The organism is Streptomyces sp. NPDC053755 (assembly GCF_040677675.1).
GTDB lineage: Bacteria > Actinomycetota > Actinomycetes > Streptomycetales > Streptomycetaceae > Streptomyces.
This window is the reverse complement of record NZ_JBFASK010000031.1, coordinates 1-21,825: the sequence shown is the minus strand read 5'-3', so window position 1 is coordinate 21,825 and position 21,825 is coordinate 1. Positions and strand designations below refer to the sequence as shown.

The window sequence follows — 21,825 nt, the reverse complement described above, 5'->3', positions numbered from 1 at the left end:
TCGCGGACGGCCCACGCACCACACAGGCCGGCATCGCGGACGGCCCACGCACCACACGGGCCGCACGTGTCATGCGAGCCACACGGGCGACATAGGCCACACAGTTCACAAGTACCGCATCCGCCATGGACGGCTCCAGCACCGCATGGACCGAGGGCCCCAGGGCCCTATGGACGGCAGGGACCGCAGGCGCCTCAGGGCCCCCTGGACCGCGGAGCCGCAGAGCCGCAGGGCCGCAGGCGCTCTCGTCGGCGTCGCGTTCGGCGTGCTCCGCCGCGGCGGCCGTCGTACGCCGGTCGGCGCACTCCGATCTGCGGGGGAAGCCCCCGCTTCCTACGGTGGCTGAATGATCGTCACGTCAGCTGTCCGTCATGCCGCCGCCGGTGCCGCGGCGCTGCTGCTCGTGCTGCCCGCCCCCGCGGCCACGGCCTCGTCCGCCACCGAACCCACGCCTCCCACCGCACGCTTCATCGACGCGAGCCGGCTGCACCGCACCGGGACCCAGGTCCAGCCGCTGCCGGGCGCGCCCGACCTCCCCGAATCCTCCGCGCGGTCCTGGCTGGTGGCCGACGTGGCCACCGGCGAGGTCCTGGCGGCGCGCAACGCCCACCGTCGGCTGCCCCCGGCCAGCACCCTCAAGGCCCTCTTCGCCCTCACCGCGCTGCCCCAGCTCGAAGCCGACCGGCTGCACACGGTCGACGAGTGGGAGCTGGAGGGGATCGGGCAGGGCAGCAGCCTGGTCGGTGTCCGGCCCGGGTACACCTACAAGGTGTCGGACCTCTGGAACGGCGTCTTCCTCAGCTCGGGGAACGACGCCGTCCACGTACTGGCGGCGATGAGCGGCGGCTGGGAGTCGATGACCCGCCAGATGCAGGACAAGGCCCGGGCCCTGGGGGCACGGGACACGCGGGTGGTGTCGCCGGACGGATACGACGCGCCGGGGCAGGTCTCGTCCGCGTACGACCTGGCCCTCTTCGGCCGGGCGGGGCTCCAGGACCCGGCGTTCGTCCGGTACTGCTCGACGCCCTACACCGACTTCCCCTCGGGCTCGTGGTCGTACGGCATCCGCAACACGAACCGGTTGCTGACGGGAGCCGACGGCGTGGCGCGCTACCCGGGGCTCATCGGGATCAAGAACGGCTACACCAGCGGCGCCGGGAACACCCTGATCGCCGCCGCGCGCCGAGGCTCGCGCACGCTGGTCGTGTCGGTGATGAACCCGCGCTCGGGCGGGCGCGCGGTGTACGAGGAGGCCAGGTCGCTGCTCGACTGGGGGTTCGACGCGGCGGACCGGGTCCGGCCGGTGGGCTCCCTCGTCCCGGAGCCCTTGCGGGCCCGGCGGAGTCCTGCGCCCGAGACGGGCGAGGCCGCCGCGGCGGGCCGGCCGGCGGCCGGGGCGCAGAAGGGACCGGGACAGGAGGCGGGCAAGGCGCCGGGGAGTCCGCGGCCGCCGGCCACGGCGGCGCGGCCGGCGCCGGTGTCGGAACGGGTGGCAGCTCTGACCGAGCCGCTGCCCGCCGGGCACGGGAACGCCGGGCCGGAGAAGGGCGGAGCAGAGAAGGGCGGAACGGGGAACGCCGGACCGGAGAAGGGCGGTCCGCACGGTCCGGTGCCCTCAGGTCCGTGGGCGGGGCTCCCGCTGGCCCTGGTGGGTTCAGCCCTCGGCGCGGCTCTCTCGCTCTGGCTGTGGCGGCGCCGCTCGGCCGGCACCGGCGACGGCGGGAGCTGAGCGCGTGACGGCGGGAGCCGAGCGCGCTCCCGGCCGCCCGGCTCCCGTGGACGAGCCGCGTCCCTCATAGGGGGAGCGCGATCTGGTCATGGCACCCGTGGCGTGGGCGGCGCCGCCCACGCCACCGCCGCTGCTTCCACCGCGCGGCGCCCCGCTCACTCGCACGCGTCGAGCGGGCGGCGGAGCGCCGTCTCACCCCGGGACCAGGCCCCCACCAGGGTGTCGCCGAGCCGGTCCTCCAGGAGCCCGGTGGCCTGGATCCCGAAGGCGACGTCCGCCGCGAGGTGGGGTTCCTCCTCCAGGAGGCCGTCGACGACCTCGCGGCGGACCAGCTGCTCGTGGACGGCGTCCGCCTCCACGTGCTCCTCGTAGAAGCGGACCGCCGCGGGTCCGGCACCGGCCCGTTCGAGGGCGAGCGCGAGCCGGGAGGAGCCGGGCGAGGAGGTGATCTCGACGGAGGCGAAGTGACCGACGAGCGCCCCCCGCAGGGCGCGGTGCAGCCCGAACAGCGACATGAGGTTGACGGTCGCGAGGGTCGGCGCCCCGGCCGCCTCGACGTACCGGCCGTACGTCGTGTCGAGGCCGAGGTCCGTCATCAGCTCCGCGTACAGCCGCGCGTGCATGCGCTCGGCGCGGCCGCAGCCGAACTCGTCGTATTCCACCGCCACCATCGAAGCCTTGGCGCGCCCGCGCAGCCGGGGGATCACCCAGGCGTGCGGGTCGGCCTCCTTGAGGTGGTAGACCGATCGCAGCGCCGCGTACTCCCTGAGCTGCCACAGTTCTCCGTGGTCGACGAGGAAGTGGGAAGGGCCGGTTCCGTCAACCGGTTCGATCAGGAGGGCTCCCAGCGCCTCGGCGACGTCGTCGGTCGCCCCGCACTCGTCGCGCAGGGCGGTGAGGAAGCCCGTCTCCAGCCGGGACCGCAGCTCCAGGAGGGCCGGATCCCACTCCCGCTCGTCCGCCACCCCGGCGAAGCCCCGGTAGTGGAGCTCGTAGCAGAGGTGCAGCGCGAGGTGGAGGTCGTCGCCGTACGGGTCGAGCCGCCCGGTCACAGCGGCGTCGGGCAGCACCGGGCCGTCGCCGCGCAGATGGGCGCGCACCGCCTCGGAGACCTCGCCGCGGGCGGACGGCAGCCGGGGGGCGGCCGCGGCCGGGCCCACGGCCTCGGTGGCCGTCTCGGTGACACTGCTCATGTTCTCGTCCTCATCTTTCGCGACCAGCGGATCACCATGCGCAGCAGGCAGGCCAGGGCGAGGACCCAGACCACCGCGAACACCCAGACCAGGACGGGCGCCGCGGTCACGACGGAGGCGACGAGAAGGGCGACGGCGAGGAGGCCCAGCAGGGCGGTCCCCCAGGCGGCCCTGCGGCCGCTCGCCCCGCGCCGACGTCCGTCGGCGGCGGAGGCGCCGGAACCGGCGAACCCGGGGCGCGCGGACCTCCCGGCCGCTCCGCGCCCTCGCGGCCTCCGGCCACGCGCCGGGCGGGCCTCGTCCGGACCCGCCTCGTCCGGCCGCACGCCGTCGCGGAGGTCACCGTCGAGGCGCCGGTCGTCCCGGTCCTGCTCCAGATCCCTCTCGATCTCGGCCAGGATGCGCCGCTCGCGTGGCGAGAGCCGTACTTCCTCCATCGCCGACACCTCCCAGCGGGCCGGTCCGGTGTCATCCGGGCCGTCCGTCCGTCCCTGTTCACGCATGCCGGTCCGAGAACGACACCCCCGGCCGACACGGCCGGGGGCACCGGTTCTCGGGCTCTGCTGCCGCGAGTACCCGGAGAAGCGCCGTTCAGACACGTGGCCGGTGCTCCGCGCGCGACGGCGGCGACCCGCGGCCACGGTGCGCCACTCTCCGCCGAAAGTGAGACGATTCAGGAGAGATCATCATGATCTCGTAGGAAAATCCTATATGGGGAGTATTCCGAACGAATACGACGGCCTCGGCCGAAGGTGCGTGGAGGGACGAAGAAGCCGTGACTGCGACGCCCGCGGCGAAGCCTCCCGGTGCCGGAGAGGCGGTGTCCGGCCCGGACACCCTCGGCCTGCTCACGGCGGAGATCCGCCGCCTGCGCGCGGAGCGCACGCGTCGGCACCTCCTCGACCTGGCCACCGGCGTCCTCGCGGCCCAGTTGAGCGCCTCCCCCGCCGACGCGGCAGCCCACCTCGACGCCCTGGCGCATGCCACCGGCCTGGAGGCGGAGGACCTCGCCGCCGACATCCTCAACAGCCTCGCCGGGTCCTCTCTCAGCCCGCCGCTCGGTCCCGGGGCGGAGGCCGTGGAGGAGGGCGGAGACGGCGGGACCGCCGGCCCCGTGCACGGACCGGGGCCCGGCCCCCTGCCACAGGCCCCGGCGGACCACGCCGCCGGGGCCGCCGCGCGCCGGATCGCCGAGACGCGGCGGGCCCGCCGCGCCGTGTCGGCGGCCGAGACCGCGGACACCGTCGGCGAGGCCGCCCGCACCCTGCTGGAAGGCGGCCTCGCCCCGTTCGGGGCGGAGAGCCTCTGGCTCTGGCGGCGCGCCGACTCGGGATGTCTGCGGCTCGCGGGACACGCCGGCGTCGGCGCGGCCGAAGCGGCCCTGTGGCAGTGGATTCCCCCCGCCGGTCCGAGGCTGTTCGGGGAGGTCCTCGCCGACGGCTCGCCCGCCTGGCTGGACGCCGGGCACGACGACGTCCTCCCCGGTCCGTCACCGCGCTCCGCCCGGGCGCTGCTCCCCCTGCGGGTGCGCGGCGCGACGGCCGGACTCGCCCTCGTGTGCTGGCCCGGGCCGCTGACCCTGGAGACCCCGCTGCGGCGTGCCCTGATGGGGCTCATGGAGGTGGCGGGGACCGTCCTCGACGCCGCGGAGGCGGCCCCCGCGGCCACTCCCGTCCTCGCCGACGTCCTGGACGCGCTGATCCACCCGGCGATGCTCCTGCACACCCCGCCGACGTCCACGGCGCCGACGATCGAGCACCTCAACGACGAAGCGGTGGAGGCGATCGGCGCCGCGCCGTCGCGTGAGGACCGCTCGCTGGCCCTGGCCCTGCCGGTGGTCCACGCCGACCTGGCCCACCTCGCGCGCCGCGCCCACCGCAGCACCCGCGTGCAGCGGGCGGCCCTGCTGCCCGGCGCCGACGCCCCGGCGAGCGGCTCGCCCCGGCTGTTCGACGTCCGGGTGCTGCCGGCGGGCGCCGAGCGGACGGTCGTGCTGTGGCACACCGCGAGCGACCCCGGCCTGGCGGCGGGACGGGCGGTGGCGCGTCTGCAGAGCGTGGCCACCTTCCAGGACAGCCTCACCGGCGGCGAGACCCTCTGGTCGGAACAGGCGTTCGCGATCTTCGGCATGGCCCGCGACGAGAAGCCCGTCCCCCTGCTCGGGCTGCGGGGGCGGGTGCACCCGGAGGACGGCTCGGCCCTGACCGCACTGCTCACGGCGCTGACCGAACGCCAGACGGGCGCGCAGACGGTCCTGCGCGTCCTCCTCGGCGACGGGACCGTGCGCCACGTCCGGGTGGCGGCCGAACCGCTGCTCGACGGGCGCGCCGTCAGCGGCATCGCCGGCGTCTACCAGGACGTGTCCGCCAGCCGCCGTACCGAGGCGGCGCTCAACGCGACCTTCGACCATCTGACGGCCGTGCAGGGACGTGCCGAGATCCGCCATCGGCTGGCCCTGCAACTCCAGCAGGCGATCGTGCCCGAAGTCCCGGACCTCCAGGAACTGCCCGGTCTGAAGGTGGCGGCCCGCTACCGCCCGGCCGCGGAGGAGTACCGGGTCGGCGGCGACTGGTACGACGTCCTGCCGCTGCCGAGCGGCAAGGTCCTCGTCGCGGTCGGGGACATCGCGGGCCACGGCATCACGTCCGTCAACGGCATGGTGGCGCTCCGCAACGCCCAGCGCGGGCTCGCCTTCACCGGCAACTCCCCCCGCTGCCTGATGCGCTGGCTGAACGAGCTGACCCTGCGCACCACGGACCATCCCACCGCCACGGCCGTCTGCGCGCTGTACGAGCCCGAGGACCGCGTCTTCGTCTGGTCGAGCGCCGGCCATCTGCCTCCCCTGCTGATCAGGGAGGGGAAGGCCCGGCTGCTCGACGCACCGCGTGACGTGCTGCTCGGTGCGGTGCCGGGATACACGTACAGCGAGCGGCGCACCCGGCTGCGGGCGGGCGACACACTGCTGCTGTACACGGACGGGCTGATCGAACGCCGGCACGACGGCCTGGACCGGGGCCTCGCACACCTGGTCGCGGAGGCCGAGCGGCAGAGCGGCTATCCGCTGGACGAGCTGCTGGACCGCCTGCTGAGCGCGGCCGGCGGGGACACGGACGACGACACGAGCATCGTGGCGGTGCAGGTGCTCTGACGGACGCCGGGGCGAGGCCGCACGGCCGGGCGTGCCCCGATGGTGACGCGCGCCGGGACGGGCCCGCCGTCGGCGGGCGGCGCCGTCAGGCGGTGAGTCCTCGGCGCAGCGTCGCCCTGGTCAGGAGGTGAGCCACTGCCGGACCTTCGTCATGAGTTCGTCCGCGTCGACGGGTTTGGCGACGTAGTCGCTGGCGCCGGCCGCCAGGGCCCTGGCGCGGTCGCCGGGCATGGCCTTGGCCGTCACCGCGATGACGGGCAGGTCCGCACGGCCCGGGAGCGACCGGATCGCCTCCGTGGCGGCGTAGCCGTCCATGCCGGCCATCATGACGTCCATCAGGACGAGTTCGATCTCGGGGTGGCTGCTCAGCAGGTCCAGCCCCGTGCGGCCGCCGTCGGCGCGCAGGACGTGGATCCCGTGGCCCTCCAGCACCTCGGTGAGGGCGAAGACGTTCCGGCCGTCGTCGTCGACCACCAGGACGGTCCGGCCGGCCGTGCGGGGGTCGGGTACGGCCTCCGGGTCCGTGACGGGCCGTCCGACGGCCGCGAGGCCGCCCTCCCCGGGTCCCGGCACGCCGGCCGGCGCCGGCGGGCCCCCGAGCCGGGGCTCGGGGAGGAAGAAGGTGAACACGCTGCCGTGGCCGGGAGTGCTCCGCACATCGAGGGCGCCGCCGAGCAGCCCGGCCACCTCACGGCTGATGGAGAGTCCGAGGCCGGTGCCGCCGTAGCTGCGGGCGGTGGTGCCGTCGCCCTGCTGGAAGGCGCCGAAGATGCTCTCCAGACGTTCGGAGGGAATGCCGGTGCCCGTGTCGCTGACCCGGAAGGCGAGGGCGGACCCTGTTCCGCGCAGCCGGGGCGGAAGGTCGTCGCCCTCGGCGCGGCCGATGGCCAGCTCGACCCGCCCCTTGTCGGTGAACTTCATCGCGTTGGACAGCAGATTGCGCAGGATCTGGCGCAGCCGCGACTCGTCCGTGGTCAGCTCGTCCGGCACGCCGGCGTCCACGGTGACCGCGAACTCCAGCTCCCGCTCGCCGGCCACCGGCCCGAAGGTCGCCTCCAGGTACTCGAGCAACTGGTGCAGTGCGAAGGGCTCGGGACGGATCTCCATCTTGCCCGCCTCGACCTTCGACAGATCGAGGATGTCGTTGATCAGCTGGAGCAGGTCCGAGCCCGCGGAGTGGATGACCTCGGCGTAGTCGACCTGCTTGTCCGTCAGGTTCCCCTCGGGGTTCTGGGCGAGCAGCCGCGCCAGGATCAGCAGGCTGTTGAGCGGTGTGCGCAGCTCGTGGCTCATGTTGGCGAGGAACTCGGACTTGTACATGGAGGTACGGGAGAGCTGCTGGGCGCGCGCCTCGAGCTCCTGGCGCGCCTGTTCGATGACGAGGTTCTTGGACTCGATGTCCTTGTTGCGCTCGGCGAGGAGGGCCGCCTTCTCCTTCAGCTCGGCGTTGGAGCGCTGCAGTTCCTGCTGCCGCTCCCGCAGCTCGGCCGAGCTGGAGCGCAGTTCGTCGGTGAGGCGCTGCGACTGGCCGAGCAGTTCGTCGGTCCGGAGGTTGGCGACGAGGGAGCTGACGACCGCCCCCGCGGTGTCGACGAACTGTTCGAGGAAGTCACGGTGGATGGCGGTGAACGGGTGGAGCGAGGCGAGTTCCACGGCCCCCAGGACCTGGTCCTCGAGGACGATCGGCAGGATGATCAGCATGCCGGGTTCGCCCTGGCCCGCGCCGGAGGCGATGGTGGCGTAGCCCGGTGGCACCCGGTCGACCACGAGGGTGCGCCGGTCGCGGGCGGCCTGGCCGACCAGGGACTGGCCGAGGCGGAAGCGGCGGGGTGTGGTGCCGGGGTCCTCCGGCAGGCCGTATGCCGCGGTCATGACCAGTGCGGTGCCCCGCTCGTCGTGCTGCGCCAGGAAGAAGGCCCCGTACTGCGCGTCGACGAGGGGCGGCACCTCGGTCATGATCAGCTCCGCGATGTCGGGCAGGGCGCGGGTGCCCTGCATCCGGCTCGCGATCCGGGTGATGTTCGTCTTGAGCCAGTCCTGTTCCTCGTTGGCCCGGGTGGTGGCCCGCAGCGACTCGACCATGGCGTTGATGTTGTCGCGGAGGTCGCCGACCTCGCCGGGCGCCTCGACGGCGATGGAGCGGGTGAGGTCGCCCTCGGCGACGGCGCTGGTCACCTCGGCGATGGCGCGGACCTGGCGGGTCAGGTTCCCGGCGAGTTCGTTGACGTTCTCGGTGAGCCGCTTCCAGGTGCCGGAGACCCCCTCGACCTCGGCCTGACCGCCGAGCTTCCCCTCCGTGCCGACCTCCCTGGCCACGCGGGTGACCTCGGCGGCGAACGAGGACAGCTGGTCGACCATGGTGTTGATGGTCGTCTTCAGCTCCAGGATCTCGCCCCGCGCGGAGACGTCGATCCGGCTGGTGAGGTCGCCCTGGGCGACGGCCGTGGTGACCTGGGCGATGTTCCTCACCTGGTTGGTGAGGTTGTCGGCCATGGAGTTGACGTTGTCGGTGAGGTCCTTCCAGGTGCCGGAGACACCGAGGACGGTGGCCTGGCCGCCCAGCTTTCCCTCGGTGCCCACCTCGCGGGCGACCCGGGTGACCTCCTCCGCGAAGGAGGAGAGCCGGTCGACCATCGTGTTGATGGTCTCCTTCAGCTCCAGGATCTCCCCGCGCGCGTCGACGCGGATCCTCCGGGTCAGGTCGCCGCCCGCGACCGCCGTGGCGACCTGGGCGATGGAGCGGACCTGCGAGGTCAGGTTGTCGGCCATGGTGTTGACGCCCGAGGTCAGCTCCTGCCAGACGCCGTGCACCCGCAGCTCCCGGGCGCGTCCGCCGAGCAGGCCCTGCCCGCCGACCTCGCGGGCGACGCGGGTGACCTCGGAGGTGACCAGCGAGAGCTGGCCGACCATGTCGTTGTAGACGGCCGCGATCTGGCCCTGGATGCCGCCGGCGGCTTCGGGCAGCCGCACGGACAGGTCGCCGTCGCGGACCGCGGTGAGTCCTGCCAGCAGCTCGCGGAGCCCGTCCTCGCCCGGCCCGGCCGACCGCTCGGCGGCCCCGCCGGAAGGGGTGGGAGTGATGCGGGGGGATTCGTCCATCTCGGCCTCGCGGCGACACGGGAGCGGTACGGGGTGCACCGCGGCGGCCCGGTTCGCTTCTCCACTCTAGGGCGTATGTCGAAAGGAGCGCCGTCCGCACGGAGGTCGCGGGCGGGGCGTCGGGCGCGGGCGATCGCAGGCGGAGGGTGGGGCACCTCCCGCGCCGCCGGGCGCAGGGGGGCGGCGCAGCGGGCCGCGCCGACGACCGGCAGCGGAGCCAGCGTGCGTGCCGGGCGTTCCCTGCGAGGCGGGCCCGGGGAGCGGGCCGGACGAGCGCACGGGGGCGGACCCGGGGGCCAGGCCGGGCGAGCGCGCGGGGCCAGGCCCGGACGAGCGCACCGGGGCGGGCCGGGGAGGAGTCACGGCCGGTCAGCGGGAGGCACCGGGGGACGGACCGGTCCGGCGCGGCCCGGGCCTTCGGGGGCCGGACCGCGCCGGACGTCGACCTCGAACCAGACCGCTTTGCCCCCGGATCGCGGCAGACAGCCCCACGCCGCCGAGAGCCGGTCCAGCAGGTACAGGCCGTGCCCGGAGGACCGCGTCGCCCGGTGCGGACCGTGGGGGTGGGGGCGCACCGGGCTGGTGTCGCTGACCTGGACCAGGAGGCGCCCGTACGTGTGGTCCAGGCTCAGCTCGTACGGCCTGCCGCCGTGGGTGCAGGCGTTGGTGACGACCTCGGAGACGAGCAGCAGAGCGTCCTCCACGGCGGCGAGCCCCGAGGCCCCGGCCGCTCCGAACCACTCCCGCAGCGCCTGGCGCGTGACGTCCCGGCAGTGGGCCACGACGCCCGGCTCGCCGGTGAGCGGGAAGCGCCGGGCCCGGCTCGTGTCGCCCTGCTGCCAGGTGGACATACGTCCCGGTTTCCCTGACAAATGGTGTTGATTCCCCTCAAACGGGAATCTTTCGGGAAGGACGCTCGAAGGATCGCTCCTGGCCGTCCGACCCGGAAGGCGAGGAGCCGCGCCACCCGTCGAGGGAGCATCATGTCCACTTCGCACATCAGCCACCGCCCCGTCTCCGCACCGTCCCTCCTGGCGGAGCCGAACGGGGCCGACGCGCCGCACGTGGAGAGCACGGGGCCGGCCGGCGTACGGCGACGGGCGCTGGACGGCCTGCCCGAGATCGACCGGCCCACCGAGGTGAGCACGGCCGACGCGCAGAACCTCTCCCTGGCGCTGTTCACCCGACTGGAGTCGCTGGAGGAGGGCACGGCGGAGCACGCGTACGTGCGGAACACGCTCGTCGAGCTCAACCTCAGCCTGGTGAAGTTCGCCGCGCGGCGCTTCAAGAACCGCGCGGAGCCCACCGAGGACATCATCCAGGTCGGCACGATCGGACTGATCAAGGCGATCGACCGGTTCGAGACCAGCCGCGCCGTGGAGTTCTCGGCCTTCGCGCTGCCCACCATCGTGGGCGAGATGAAGCGCTTCTTCCGGGACACCAGCTGGGCCGTCCAGGTGCCGCGCCGGCTCCAGGAACTGCGCATCGAGCTGGCCAAGGCGATCGACACGCTGGAACAGGATCTGGGGAGGCGCCCGAGCCGTGCGGAGCTCGCCGCGCACCTGCACGTCGACGAGGAGTGCGTGGCCGAGGGCGAGCAGGCGGCGAACGGCTACGTGGCCCGCTCCCTGGACACACCGGTCGGCGACGAGGAGACGACGCTCACCGCCGGAGCGCGGCGCCTGGGCGAGGAGGAGCGGTCGTTCGAGCTGATCGACTGCCTGGAGTCGCTGAAGCCCCTGATCGCCCGCCTGGACGAACGCGACCGGCACATCCTCTCCCTGCGCTTCGGCGACGAACTCACCCAGTCGGAGATCGGCGAGCGTCTCGGCCTCTCCCAGATGCACATATCCCGGCTCTTGGCCCGGATCCTCGACGAACTGAGGACCGGCCTGCTGGAGGACGCGGCGGACGACTGAGCGCACGCCGGAACACCCGTCGAGCGCACCCGGGCGCGCTGCCCGGCCGGAGGCGCCCGCAGGGCCCGGGCCCCGCTCCGAAGGCGGCGGGCAGCAGGGTTCAGGGACCCGATCCCGGGCGGCTTCCTGAGCCCGCCCGCGTGAACGGGAGCCGCCGCGCCCGTACGCTCCCCCGGCACCGAGCAGTGCGTCAGGGCCCGCGTACCGGCGAGACGGAGGCGTGTACGGGTCAGTCCCGGGGCGTGTACGGGCGGGCCCGGGGCGTGTACGGGCGAGCGTGGTTTTACGAGGGCGCGCCGGGCGGGCGGCGGACCTCCAGCCACACCACCTTGCCGCCCTCGCGCGGCTCCGAGCCCCAGTCCCCCGCCAGGCGGTCCAGGACCATCAGCCCGTGTCCGCCGGGTAGTGACGCGGCCCGCGGCCGGCGCCGGGCCGGGCGCTCCGGATTGCCGTCGGCTACCTCGACCCGCAGCCGTTCGCCGTCGTGGTGCAGCACCAGCTCCTCGGGGCCGTCGGCGTGCAGGCAGGCGTTGGTGACCACCTCGGAGACCAGCAGCAGCACGTCGTCCACGCGCTCCTGCGCCTCCTCCGTCCTCGCCGGGGTCCAGCCCCAGTCGGCCAGGGCCTCGGCGGTGAAGTCCCGGCACCGCGTGACCACTCCCCGGGTGCCGAAGAGCAGAAGCCGCCGGACCTGGCCCTGCCGGGCCCCACCGCCGGACATCCGGCTCTCGTGTACCCCGCCGACGGGTCCGCTGTCCGCGGCTTCCTGGTCCATGGGTACCTCCGCCCTCGTACGCCCGGCATGCCGCCCCGGGCCCGTGCCCTATCCCGTCCTGCGGCCCGTCAGCGCCTCGGAGACGTCCTCGTACACCCGGAACACGCTGCGCGCCCCCGTGATCTCGAACATCCGCGACACCGGCGGCCTCAGGCCCGCCAGCTCCACGCTCCGTCCCGCCTCAAGCGCCTGGAGGCGGGATCTCAGAAGCACGTTCAGGCCGGACGAGTCGCAGAACGTCAGAGCCGTGCAGTCGACGACGATCCGGCTCGCGCCCGTCCCGCGTGCGGCCCCGTCGCCGACCGCGCCGGCCTGCTCGTCCAGTGCCGCTCGCAGCGTGTCCGCGGTGTCGTGGTCCAGCTCTCCCCGCACCGCCAGAACCACGGCACCGGGCTCCTGCCCGGGGAGGGTCTCGACGGCGAACCGCTCGGCGTCCATGGGGTCACCGCCTTCCGTTCGCGCTCTTTCGCGCCACGCCCGCTGCTTCTACCCACCTCACGCCCGGAAACTCGACGATCGGCCCGAATCGCCCCGGATGCGAGCACGGATCATTTTCGATCGACTGGGTACCCGTAAGGCCCCCGCCCCCCTGGACCTCAGGACGGAGTAACCGGCCATGAACCTGATGGAAGGCCCGGCCCGGCACAACGCCCACCGGACCGGCTCGAACGGCAGCGCGCCGGACGGCACGGCGTCGAGCCCCGCACCGCCGGAGAGCGCGTCGCCGGAGACCGCCCCGCCGGACGCCCCCGCCTCGCACGCGGACCGGCCGGCCGTCTCCCCCGTCGTCGGCACCGGCGACCGCGGCGAGACGTACCACGCACCGGGAAACCTCCCGCCGGACCACACCCAGGCGATCCTGGAGACCACCAAGCAGGTGGCGGCGCTGCTCAAGACGTCGGGCCTGCCGTTCGCGCTGGTCGGAAGCGTGGCGGCGTACGCCCACGGCATTCCCGTCAGGCTCCAGCACGACACGGACTTCGCCCTGCGCCGCGAGGACGCGGAGGCCGTCGTCCGCATCCTCGAGGAGAACGGCGTCCAGATCATCGAACCGCCCGAGGACTGGCTGGTGAAGGCGAGGGCCGGCGGAGAGCAGATCGACCTGATCTTCGCGCTCGCCGACCGGCCGGTGACGACGGAGCTGCTGGAGCGGGCCAAGCCCCTGCCGGTCGACTCCGTCCACATGCCCGTCCTCGCGCCCACCGATCTCATCAGCAGCCGGCTGGCCGCGCTCTCCGAGCACCACTGCGACTTCGGGGCGCTGCTCCCGGTCGCCCGCGGCCTGCGCGAGCGCGTGGACTGGGACCGGGTGCGCCGCGAGCACGGGGCCGATCCGATGCCCGACGCCTTCCTGTACCTGCTGGAACGGCTGGACGTCATCCCCCGGAGGGAGACGACCGATGAAGGACGCTGACGAGGGCGAGTACCGCATCGCCCATCTGCGGGACCGCCTCGCGGGCGACGAGGTCGCCGAGCTGGGCGTACGCATCGAGATGCGCGGAGGCGCGGTGCTGCTGTCGGGCACGGTGCCCACGGCGGCGCGGCGGGACGAGATCCTGCGGATCGCGGGCGAGGAGCTGGGCGGAGCGCCGGTGCGCGCCGACCTCGTCGTCGTGTGCGCGGACGCACCCGACCGGTCCGAGGAGTTGCGATGAGCGCGGAGACGGGCGGGCGCGGCGATGTCGTACGGGTGGCGGCCGTCGGGGACATCCATCTCGGCCCGGACAGCCACGGCCTGCTGCGGCCGGCTTTCGAGACCCTTCACGAGCGAGCCGACCTGTTGCTCCTCGCGGGTGACCTGACCTGCCACGGGACGGTGGAGGAGGCCGAGGTCGTGGCCGGGGAGGTCACCGGCCTGGAGGTGCCCGTGGTGGCCGTCCTCGGCAACCACGACTACCACTCCGACCAGGAGGAGGACGTGGCGGACACCCTCCGGTCCGCGGGGGTCACGGTCCTCGAGGGATCGGCGGCGGTGCTCGACGTCGGGGGGCACAGGATCGGCGTCGCCGGCACGAAGGGCTTCTGCGGCGGCTTCGCGGGGCGCAGCGCCGGCGAGTTCGGGGAGCCCGAGATGAAGTCGTTCGTGCGCTACACCCGGCGCAGCGCGGACGGGCTGCGCCGCGCCCTGGGCGAACTGGCGGACGAGGGCTGCCGGGCGAGGATCGCCCTGACGCACTTCGCGCCCGTGCCGGACACGCTGGCCGGCGAGCCGCCGGAGATCTTCCCGTTCCTCGGCAGCTATCTGCTGGCCGAGGCCATGGACGAGGGCGGCGCGGACCTGGCCGTGCACGGCCATGCCCACATGGGCGTGGAGCACGGCATGACGGCGGGCGGGATCCGCGTGCGGAACGTGGCCCAGCCGGTGATCGGCCGGGCGTACGCCGTCTACCACCTGCCGCTCGACGGCTCGGGACCGGCGGACGACCGGGTGGCCGGCGCCGGGACCGACGCCTCGGCCGGGGATCTGGCGAGCGCCGGGGTCCGGGCGACGGCCGGAGACCGGTCGTCGTGAGCGGAACGCCCGGAAGGGGCGGAGGGCCGGGGCCGCGAGCCGGTACGGCCCTCCGCGTCCTGCCGGGTTCAGGAACCGGGAAGGCCCTCCAGGGCCTGCCGGGGCGCGGAGCCGACGCCGCCGACGTAGCGCTCGGCCGCGTGCACCGCCTCGCGCGCCGTCCGCTCCCCCATCAGGACGCACAGCGTGTACGCCGTGTCCTCGAAACTCCTGCGCGTCGACAGGTCTCCGGGCCTGGCCAGGACCACGCGCTCCTGGTCGCGGTAGTTCCGGAGCAGCCGGTCGATCGTGTTCTTGTCGGGCAGCAACATCGTGTCCTCCTGACGCGCCCCCCTTCCCTCCATTGCTCCATAGTCCGGTCGGACGGTCACCCGCGCGACCCGTTCGGACACGATGTGTAACGGAAGGCCGATCCCATGAACGCGAGCACGAACCCGAGCGACGGCCTCAGGGTGGTCGTCACCGGCGCCACCGGCAACGTCGGCACGAGCGTGGTCCGCGCGCTCGCCCGCGAGCAGCGGGTCGCCTCCGTCCTCGGACTGGCCCGCCGCACCCCCCGGTTGACGCTTCCCAAGACGCGGTGGGCGGAGGTGGACCTCTCCCTAGAACGGGACGAGCCGCGGCTCGCCCAGTACCTCGAGGACGCCGACGCCGTCGTCCACCTCGCCTGGCGCTTCCAGCCGACCCACGACCCGGCCGAGACCTGGCGGTCCAACGTCCTCGGGTCGCTGCGCGTCTTCCACGCGGTCGCGGAGGGGCGGGTGCCCGTGCTGGTGCACGCCTCGTCCGTCGGGGCGTACTCCCCCGGCCCCAAGACGGGGGCGGGCGTCTCGGAGTCCTGGCCGACGCACGGCTGGCCCGGCGCCGCGTACACCCGGGAGAAGGCGTACCTCGAGCGGGTCCTCGACACCTTCGAGCGCGATCACCCACTGACCCGGGTCGTGCGGATGCGCCCCGGCTTCCTCTTCAAGGAGGAGTCGGCGAGCGAGCAGCGCCGGATCTTCGCCGGGCGCTTCTTCCCCGGCGGCCTGCTGCGTCCCGAGCTGCTGCCGCTCGTCCCGGAGTTCGAGGGGCTGCGGTTCCAGACCCTGCACACCGACGACGCGGCCGACGCCTACCGACGGGCCCTGCTGCGCGACGTCCGGGGCGCCTTCAACCTCGCGGCGGACCCGGTGATCGACGCCGGGATTCTGGCGGAGCTGCTGGACGCGCGGACCGTGAAGGTCCCCAAGGGGGCCGTGCGCGGGGCGCTGTCGGCGGCCTGGAGGCTCCGTGTGGCCCCCGCGTCGCCGGACCTGTTCGACGCCGTCCTGCGCCTGCCCGTCATGGCGACGGACCGGGCTCGCGAGGAGCTGGGCTGGGAGCCGACGATGAGTTCCGTGGAGGCGCTGGGCGCCTTCCTGCGGGGGGTACGGACCGGCGGCGGCGACGCGACGGCGCCGCTCACCGGCCGCCGGATCGGCTGACGCGCCCGGGCGAAGCAGCCTGGAGCGGCGGTCCGGCGGGCCCGTCCCGGCCGGTCGTTTCGCCGCGCCGCTCATGGGCACTCGCCCACGGCACACACAGGGCCGCAGCAAAGAGCGACAGCGAAGGTCTACCAGGAGGAGGTGTCCCATGCGGGCGCTGACTTGGCACGGGAGGCGCGACGTCCGCGTGGACACCGTGCCCGACCCGAAGATCGAGGAACCCACGGACGTCATCGTGGGCATCACGTCGACCGGTATCTGCGGTTCCGATCTCCATCTGTACGAGACGCTGGGACCGTTCCTCGACCCGGGGGACATCCTCGGGCACGAGCCCATGGGCGTGGTCGTCGAAGCCGGCCCGCAGGTCACGACCCTGGCGCCGGGTGACCGTGTCGTCGTCCCGTTCAACGTCTCCTGCGGGCAGTGCTTCATGTGCGGGCGCGGCCTGCATTCGCAGTGCGAGACGACGCAGGTGCGCGCCCACGGCAAGGGGGCTTCGCTCTTCGGGTACACCAAGCTGTACGGGCAGGTGCCCGGTGGCCAGGCCCAGTTCCTGCGGGTTCCCTTCGCGGACTGGCTGCCCGTGAAGGTGCCGCACGGGCCGCCCGACGAGCGGTTCGTCTATCTCTCGGACGTGCTGCCCACCGCCTGGCAGGCGGTGCGGTACGCGGACGTGCCCGCCGACGGCTCGCTCACCGTGCTCGGGCTCGGTCCGATCGGCGAGATGGCCACCCGTATCGCGCTGCACGAGAGCTCCCGGCTGGTCATCGGCGTGGATCTCGTGCCGGAGCGGCTCCAGCGCGCCGCCGCGCGCGGGGTGACGGTCCTGGACCTGCGCGAGCACGGGTCCGATCTGGCCGACGTGATCCGGGACATGACCGGCGGCCGCGGCACCGACGCCGTGATCGACGCCGTCGGCATGGAGGCCCACGGTTCGCCGGTGGCGAAGGCGGCGCAGCGGGTCACCGGCATGCTGCCGGACGCGGTCGCGCAGCGGCTGATGGAGTTCGCCGGGGTGGACCGCCTGCAGGCCCTGCACACGGCGATCGACGTCGTACGGCGCGGCGGCACGATCTCGGTCGTGGGCGTGTACGGCGGGATGACGGATCCCCTGCCGATGCTCACCCTCTTCGACAAGCAGATCCAGCTCCGGATGGGCCAGGCCAACGTCCGGCGGTGGGTCGACGAGATCCTTCCGCTCCTCACCGACGGCGACCCGCTGGGCGTGGAGGGCTTCGCTACCCATGTGCTGCCGCTGGAGGAGGGACCGGCGGCGTACGCCGCGTTCCAGTCGAAGGACGACGGGATGGTGAAGACGCTGCTGCGCCCGTGAGGAGAGACGAGAGGGGCGGAGGAAACGGTACGAACCGTTTCCTCCGCCCCTCTCATGCGCCGTCTCGGCTCCGGCGTCACCCCTCGCCGCGTCGCCGCGCGTCCTCCCCGGTGTCCTCGCCGCCCGCCGGGCCCTCGGCGTCCCGGACGTCCTTCGCGTCCTTGCCGTCCTTTGCGCCCCTGCCGTCCTTGCCGTCCTTGGCGTCCTTGCCGTCCTTGCCGTCAGGGGGCCGGCGGTCCCGCCGGGTGCGGCTGCGGTGGCTGGTGTCGCAGAACGGGGCGCGGAGCGTCCGCCGACAGGTGCACAGCGCGACGATGGGCCGCTCGCACAGCCGTACCGTCCCGTCCGGCATGACGACCTCGACGGGCCCCTCCACCAGCAGCGGTCCGCCGGCGACGGGTGTCACCCGCGGGACCTCGGCGGCCGCTTCCCTCGGTCCGGACATGGACCCACCACCCTTCTCGGTTCCGTCATCCACAGGTGCCCGCTCGGGGCCGTGGCATGCGCCGGGCCCGGCGCCGCACGCGGCGGGGGTGGCGAGTGGTGCGGATGAATCGGGGTAGCCGCGTGGCGACACCACCTGGCCCCGGACGAGGGGCCCGTCCCGAAGGGCGACGTCATGAGCAAGGCGAAGGGCAAGGCCCAGGAGATGAAGGGCAAACTCAAGAAGGGCGTCGGCGACGCGGTCGACGACCGGGAGATGCAGGCGGAAGGGCGCCGGGAAGAGGCGAGCGGCCAGGCCAGGAGCAAGGCGGCCGAGGCCATGCGGCGCATGAAGAAGCACGGAGACGATTAGCGGGCACCCCCATGGCTTCCCTCACCGGTGCCGCCGCGTCCGCGCCGGTCCGCGGGCTCGTCGTGGAGCTGCTGGGCCTGTCCCTCCAGTTCGCCGGGCGTGAGGCGATCGCGGTGCCGGTGCCCGCGGCGGGCACCCGCTCCGAGCCCTTCACGGTGAAGGAGGGCACGGAGTGCCGCGCCGTGGTGCGCTTCCGGGTGGAGGGAGCGTCCGTGACGGGGCTGAGGGTGCGGGACGTGCGCAGCAGGTCGGGATCCGAGCCGGGAGCCCGGGAGGTCACCCTCGGGGACTTCCGCCGGGGCGGCCCGTACGAGCTGGCGCTACCCCCTGAGCGCGTGCCGAGCGGCCCCCGGGCGCGAGGCCCCTACGAGGTCTACGCCGAGCTCGTCGACGGCGACGGCCGGGTCCTCGACCGGCGCGACTACCGCTTCGAGATCAGGAAGAGCTGGTGACCCGGTCGGCCCGACGCCGGCGGCGCCGAGCGCGGTGCGAGCCCGCGGGCTCGCACCGCGCTCCCTCGTGAGAGGACGGCCCGGCGAAGGCCGACGGGCGCGGGCGTACGAATCCGGTCACCCCGGTGCGGGATAATGCGCACATGCGCATCTCAGCCAGGGCCGACTACGCGGTGCGTGCCGCACTCCAGCTCGCCGCCGCACAGGACACGGCGCCGCTGAAGGCCGAGGCGATCGCCGACTGCCAGGACATCTCCCACAAGTTCCTCGAAGGGATCCTCGGCGACATGCGGCGGGGTGGCCTGGTCATGAGCCAGCGCGGCGGCAACGGCGGCTACTGGCTGGCCCGCCCGGCGGCGGAGATCTCGCTGGCGGACGTGATCCGCTGCGTCGACGGTCCGCTGGTGTCGGTGCGGGGCGTGCGCCCTCCGGAGCTGGCCTACACCGGCCCCGCCGAATCCCTGCTGCCCCTGTGGATCGCGCTGCGGGCCAGCGTGCGCCAGGTCCTCGACGGTGTGTCGCTCGCGGACGTGGCGGCGGCGAAGCTGCCTCCGGACATCACCGCGCTGGCCGAGGACCCCGAGGCCTGGACCAACCCCTGAGGGCCGGGGACTCCGCCGCCGTCTCGGCCCCCGGTATCCGAACATCCGCCATGTGGACGCCCCTTGGGGAACGGACGACCTCTCTGCCACTATCCCTACTATTCCAGTGGGGAAACAGGGATCATAGTGAGGTGCCGTGAGAACGCCGAAGAAGTCAGCGACACGCCCCATCCCTCGGCAGATCAAACGTCCGGGACACGAGGAGATCTGGCGCCGTGTCACCCGCGAGCTGGCCGATGACCTCGCGGTCGACGCACTGGCCCGGGACCGGTCGGGCAAGGCCCCCTACGACGAGGTAGCCCGGCTCCAGGAGGCCGGACTGCCCGCGCTGCTGACCCCGCCGGGCCCCGCCCCGCGCGGCGCCGACTGGCGGGCCGCGTGCCGGGTGCTGCGGGAGATCTCGGCCGCGGACAGCTCGATCGGCGAGCTGCTCGCCCATCACTACGTGCTGTCCTGGAGCGGCCGCTTCTTCGGCACCGCAGCGGCCTCCACCGACGCGCTCGACGCTCCCCCGGCGGCCGACGTCCCCGGCACCACCAGCACGCTCGACGACCCGGGCGCCGGTGGCCGGCTCGACGCGCCCGGCACGCTCGAAGTGCGCGCGGCGAGGGAACGCTGGCTGCTCGCCGGCGGCGTCGAACCGGCCTGGGGAAGCGGCGGCCAGGGCCTCACCCTTCATCCGTCCGGCAGCGGCTGGGTCCTCGACGGCCGGCGCGCGTTCGACTCCGGTGTCACGGTGGCCGACCGCCTCGTCGTGGGTGCCCCGTGCTCGGCGACGGGTGACGTGCTGGTCGTGCTGGTCGACCCCGCGGACCCCGGCGTGTTCGTCGAATCCGGCGGTGACCGCGTGGGCCAGCGCCTCGCGGGCGCCGGGACCGTGAGCTTCGACCGCGTCCCGGTGGAGAGCGGGCACCTGCTCGGCAGGCTCCCCCGTGACGAGCACGCCGTGGCGCCCTTCACGACGCTGGCCCCGCTGGCTCTGCGGCTCGCCCTGGTCCACGTCGCGCTCGGCATCGCCGAGGGCGCCCTCGCCGAAGCCCGCGACATCAGCCGGGCCACCCGGGCCGCCCCCCTGTCCGCCGACCCGGCGGCGGTCGCGGCCGCCGCCGAGTACGCGGCGGGCACGGACCAGGATCCGTACCTCCTCCTGATGTACGGCGAGTTGGCCACGGCCGCCCACGCCGCGGCCGCGGTCGTGGACAGGGCCACGGAGGCACTCGCCCACGGGCTGCTCGCGGAGCGCTCCCTCGGGGTCGAGGAGCGCGGCGACATCGCCGTGCTGGTCGCCGCAGCCGAGGCCGTGACCGCCAGGGCCGCGATCCTGATCACCACCCGGATCCTCGAACTCGTCGACGCGGCCCGAACCGCCGACGAGCCGGGCGGAGGGCCCGGCCTCGACCGCTTCTGGCGCAACGCCCGCGTCCTCACGGCTCACGCCTCCGCCGCCCACCGGCTCCGCGACATCGGCGACCACTACCTCCACGGGCCCCGCCCCCAGCTCACCACGCTGCCCTGAACCGCGTCCGGGCGCCCACCCGGGCCGTGCGTGCCGTCCTGTCGGCTCCACGGCGGCAGCGGCAGCGGGACCGGCGTACGGTCGCGGCGTCAGGTCCGGCCGCACGCCGACGAGTCGAAGGGGCCCGGACGGGACAGGAGAGGAGGGAGGACGGGGACAGGTCCTGAGGGCCGTGCTCCGCGTCGGGCCACGAAGGGTACGGAGGCATCCTGATGAGTCGCGAGATCGTCGTGGGAGTGGACGGTTCGGCGGAGAGCCTCGCCGCGGCCGACTGGGCCGCCCGCGAGGCGCTGGGCCGCGGACTCCCGCTGCGCATGGTGCACGCCTGGCGCTGGGAACCGCTCGACATCCCGCTCGTCCAGGATCCGGAGAGCCTCGAACGGTCCGCACAGGAGGTGCTGCGCGGCGCGGAGTCCACCGTCACCCAGCGGTATCCGGGTCTGGCCGTGACCGGGGAGCTGGTGGCGGACAGCCCGGTCACCGCGCTCCTCGACACGCAGGAGCGGGCGGAGATGCTCGTCACCGGCTCGCGGGGACACGGAGCGGTCGTCGGCTTCCTGCTCGGCTCGTACGGGCAGCAGATCATCGCGGGCGCCACCCGGCCGGTCGTCGCCGTCCGGGCCCACGGCGGCGACGACGCCCCCGAGGGCGGAGACGGAGCCGGCCACCGGCGCGGCGTGATCGTCGTGGGCCAGCAGGGCGGCGCGGAGGACAGCGCCCCCACCCTGCGCTTCGCCTTCGAGACGGCGGCGGCCCGGGGAGCGGCCGTCCGAGCGGTACGGGCGTGGAGCCTGCCGCCCTTCTACGCCTACAGCCCCGGTTCGATGGCGCTCGCCGACGAGGCCGGTGGCCTGGTCCCGTACGAGGAGAAGGCGCTGCACGAGGCGCTGGCGCCGTGGCGGGAGCGCTTCCCCGGAGTGCCGGTGACCGAGCACGTGGAGATCGGGAGCGCGGCCCAGGTGCTCCTCTCCTCGTCCGGCGACGCCGGACTCCTGGTGGTGGGCCGACGGGCGCGGCGCGGGGCACTCGGCCCGCGGATCGGATCGGTGGCGCACGGCGCGCTGCACCTGGCACCGTGCCCGGTGGCCATCGTGCCGCACGACGACTGACGGCCGCGCGGCGAGGGACGCCCGCGGGACGGGACGACGCCCGCCGACCGGCGCCCGCGTGAGGCGCGTGCGCCCACAGGTGGCCGACGCCGAGAGGGGTCCCCGGCCGGGGGCCCCGCGCGGGTGGGGGAGTGCCCACGGGTGATCGCCAGTCACTCCGGGATGGGTGGGGTTTT

General features: G+C 74.2%; 21 protein-coding genes. 13 read left to right on the top strand and 8 right to left on the bottom strand.

The window, feature by feature from the left end:
- The first annotated feature begins 346 nt into the window (after positions 1 to 346).
- Positions 347 to 1,729, top strand: a complete 1,383-nt coding sequence (locus tag AB0K65_RS25435; RefSeq protein WP_365720297.1) for a serine hydrolase — start codon at positions 347 to 349, stop codon at positions 1,727 to 1,729.
- Positions 1,730 to 1,884: 155 nt separating this feature from the next.
- Here the strand turns inward: AB0K65_RS25435 and AB0K65_RS25430 are convergent, their stop codons facing one another.
- A complete protein-coding gene (locus AB0K65_RS25430) occupies positions 1,885 to 2,922 on the bottom strand; it encodes an iron-containing redox enzyme family protein (protein ID WP_365720295.1) in 1,038 nt (345 codons plus the stop codon).
- Positions 2,919 to 3,359 carry a hypothetical protein gene (locus tag AB0K65_RS25425; protein WP_365720293.1) on the bottom strand — a complete coding sequence of 147 codons (441 nt, stop codon included), beginning with the start codon at positions 3,357 to 3,359 and terminating at the stop codon, positions 2,919 to 2,921. The genes AB0K65_RS25430 and AB0K65_RS25425 overlap by 4 nt, the downstream gene beginning before the upstream one ends.
- Positions 3,360 to 3,697: 338 nt before the next feature.
- Between AB0K65_RS25425 and AB0K65_RS25420 the strand changes: the two genes are divergently transcribed.
- On the top strand, positions 3,698 to 6,070 hold the full coding sequence (locus AB0K65_RS25420; RefSeq protein WP_365720291.1) for a SpoIIE family protein phosphatase: 2,373 nt from the start codon (positions 3,698 to 3,700) through the stop codon (positions 6,068 to 6,070).
- 120 nt (positions 6,071 to 6,190) lie between these two features.
- Here AB0K65_RS25420 and AB0K65_RS25415 read toward each other — a convergent pair whose 3' ends face one another.
- Complete coding sequence (locus tag AB0K65_RS25415) at positions 6,191 to 9,169, bottom strand: HAMP domain-containing protein (protein WP_365720289.1); 2,979 nt, start codon at positions 9,167 to 9,169, stop codon at positions 6,191 to 6,193.
- Positions 9,170 to 9,528: 359 nt separating this feature from the next.
- The gene (locus AB0K65_RS25410) at positions 9,529 to 10,020 is read right to left on the bottom strand and encodes an ATP-binding protein (RefSeq protein WP_365720287.1); all 492 of its coding nucleotides are present in this window, start codon (positions 10,018 to 10,020) and stop codon (positions 9,529 to 9,531) included.
- Positions 10,021 to 10,152: 132 nt separating this feature from the next.
- Between AB0K65_RS25410 and AB0K65_RS25405 the strand changes: the two genes are divergently transcribed.
- Positions 10,153 to 11,088 (top strand): SigB/SigF/SigG family RNA polymerase sigma factor, encoded by a 936-nt coding sequence (locus tag AB0K65_RS25405; RefSeq protein WP_365720285.1) that lies wholly within the window; start codon positions 10,153 to 10,155, stop codon positions 11,086 to 11,088.
- 283 nt (positions 11,089 to 11,371) lie between these two features.
- On the opposite strand, the gene AB0K65_RS25400 is transcribed toward AB0K65_RS25405, so the two are convergent.
- Positions 11,372 to 11,863 (bottom strand): ATP-binding protein, encoded by a 492-nt coding sequence (locus AB0K65_RS25400; protein WP_365720283.1) that lies wholly within the window; start codon positions 11,861 to 11,863, stop codon positions 11,372 to 11,374.
- Between the two features lie 48 nt (positions 11,864 to 11,911).
- Positions 11,912 to 12,301 (bottom strand): STAS domain-containing protein, encoded by a 390-nt coding sequence (locus tag AB0K65_RS25395; RefSeq protein ID WP_365720281.1) that lies wholly within the window; start codon positions 12,299 to 12,301, stop codon positions 11,912 to 11,914.
- Between the two features lie 178 nt (positions 12,302 to 12,479).
- Here AB0K65_RS25395 and AB0K65_RS25390 point away from each other — a divergent pair, with 178 nt between their 5' ends.
- The 3 genes from AB0K65_RS25390 to AB0K65_RS25380 are packed head-to-tail and all read left to right on the top strand — an operon-like array spanning position 12,480 to position 14,375.
- Positions 12,480 to 13,277: a nucleotidyltransferase family protein gene (locus AB0K65_RS25390; protein ID WP_365720279.1), complete on the top strand. Its 798-nt coding sequence runs from the start codon at positions 12,480 to 12,482 to the stop codon at positions 13,275 to 13,277.
- On the top strand, positions 13,264 to 13,518 hold the full coding sequence (locus AB0K65_RS25385) for a BON domain-containing protein (RefSeq protein ID WP_365720277.1): 255 nt from the start codon (positions 13,264 to 13,266) through the stop codon (positions 13,516 to 13,518). Before AB0K65_RS25390 ends, AB0K65_RS25385 begins: the two co-directional genes overlap by 14 nt.
- Entirely contained in the window at positions 13,515 to 14,375 is an 861-nt protein-coding gene (locus tag AB0K65_RS25380; RefSeq protein ID WP_365720275.1) for a metallophosphoesterase, read from the top strand. Before AB0K65_RS25385 ends, AB0K65_RS25380 begins: the two co-directional genes overlap by 4 nt.
- 68 nt (positions 14,376 to 14,443) lie before the next feature.
- Here the strand turns inward: AB0K65_RS25380 and AB0K65_RS25375 are convergent, their stop codons facing one another.
- Entirely contained in the window at positions 14,444 to 14,686 is a 243-nt protein-coding gene (locus AB0K65_RS25375; protein WP_365720273.1) for a DUF5133 domain-containing protein, read from the bottom strand.
- 105 nt (positions 14,687 to 14,791) lie between these two features.
- Here AB0K65_RS25375 and AB0K65_RS25370 point away from each other — a divergent pair, with 105 nt between their 5' ends.
- Both AB0K65_RS25370 and AB0K65_RS25365 read left to right on the top strand, forming a co-directional pair.
- Entirely contained in the window at positions 14,792 to 15,841 is a 1,050-nt protein-coding gene (locus tag AB0K65_RS25370) for an NAD-dependent epimerase/dehydratase family protein (RefSeq protein ID WP_365720271.1), read from the top strand.
- A gap of 148 nt (positions 15,842 to 15,989) precedes the next feature.
- Positions 15,990 to 17,174, top strand: a complete 1,185-nt coding sequence (locus AB0K65_RS25365; protein ID WP_365720269.1) for a zinc-dependent alcohol dehydrogenase — start codon at positions 15,990 to 15,992, stop codon at positions 17,172 to 17,174.
- Between the two features lie 76 nt (positions 17,175 to 17,250).
- On the opposite strand, the gene AB0K65_RS25360 is transcribed toward AB0K65_RS25365, so the two are convergent.
- On the bottom strand, positions 17,251 to 17,619 hold the full coding sequence (locus AB0K65_RS25360; protein WP_365720267.1) for a CDGSH iron-sulfur domain-containing protein: 369 nt from the start codon (positions 17,617 to 17,619) through the stop codon (positions 17,251 to 17,253).
- Between the two features lie 174 nt (positions 17,620 to 17,793).
- Between AB0K65_RS25360 and AB0K65_RS25355 the strand changes: the two genes are divergently transcribed.
- The 5 genes from AB0K65_RS25355 to AB0K65_RS25335 all read left to right on the top strand — a co-directional run bounded on the left by AB0K65_RS25355 (position 17,794) and on the right by AB0K65_RS25335 (position 21,649).
- The gene (locus AB0K65_RS25355) at positions 17,794 to 17,970 is read left to right on the top strand and encodes a CsbD family protein (protein WP_365720265.1); all 177 of its coding nucleotides are present in this window, start codon (positions 17,794 to 17,796) and stop codon (positions 17,968 to 17,970) included.
- A gap of 11 nt (positions 17,971 to 17,981) precedes the next feature.
- Positions 17,982 to 18,422 carry a hypothetical protein gene (locus AB0K65_RS25350; RefSeq protein ID WP_365720263.1) on the top strand — a complete coding sequence of 147 codons (441 nt, stop codon included), beginning with the start codon at positions 17,982 to 17,984 and terminating at the stop codon, positions 18,420 to 18,422.
- A gap of 143 nt (positions 18,423 to 18,565) precedes the next feature.
- Positions 18,566 to 19,024 (top strand): Rrf2 family transcriptional regulator, encoded by a 459-nt coding sequence (locus AB0K65_RS25345; protein WP_365720261.1) that lies wholly within the window; start codon positions 18,566 to 18,568, stop codon positions 19,022 to 19,024.
- 136 nt (positions 19,025 to 19,160) lie between these two features.
- Complete coding sequence (locus AB0K65_RS25340) at positions 19,161 to 20,540, top strand: acyl-CoA dehydrogenase family protein (protein WP_365720259.1); 1,380 nt, start codon at positions 19,161 to 19,163, stop codon at positions 20,538 to 20,540.
- 212 nt (positions 20,541 to 20,752) lie between these two features.
- The gene (locus AB0K65_RS25335) at positions 20,753 to 21,649 is read left to right on the top strand and encodes a universal stress protein (RefSeq protein ID WP_365720257.1); all 897 of its coding nucleotides are present in this window, start codon (positions 20,753 to 20,755) and stop codon (positions 21,647 to 21,649) included.
- Positions 21,650 to 21,825 lie beyond the last annotated feature (176 nt).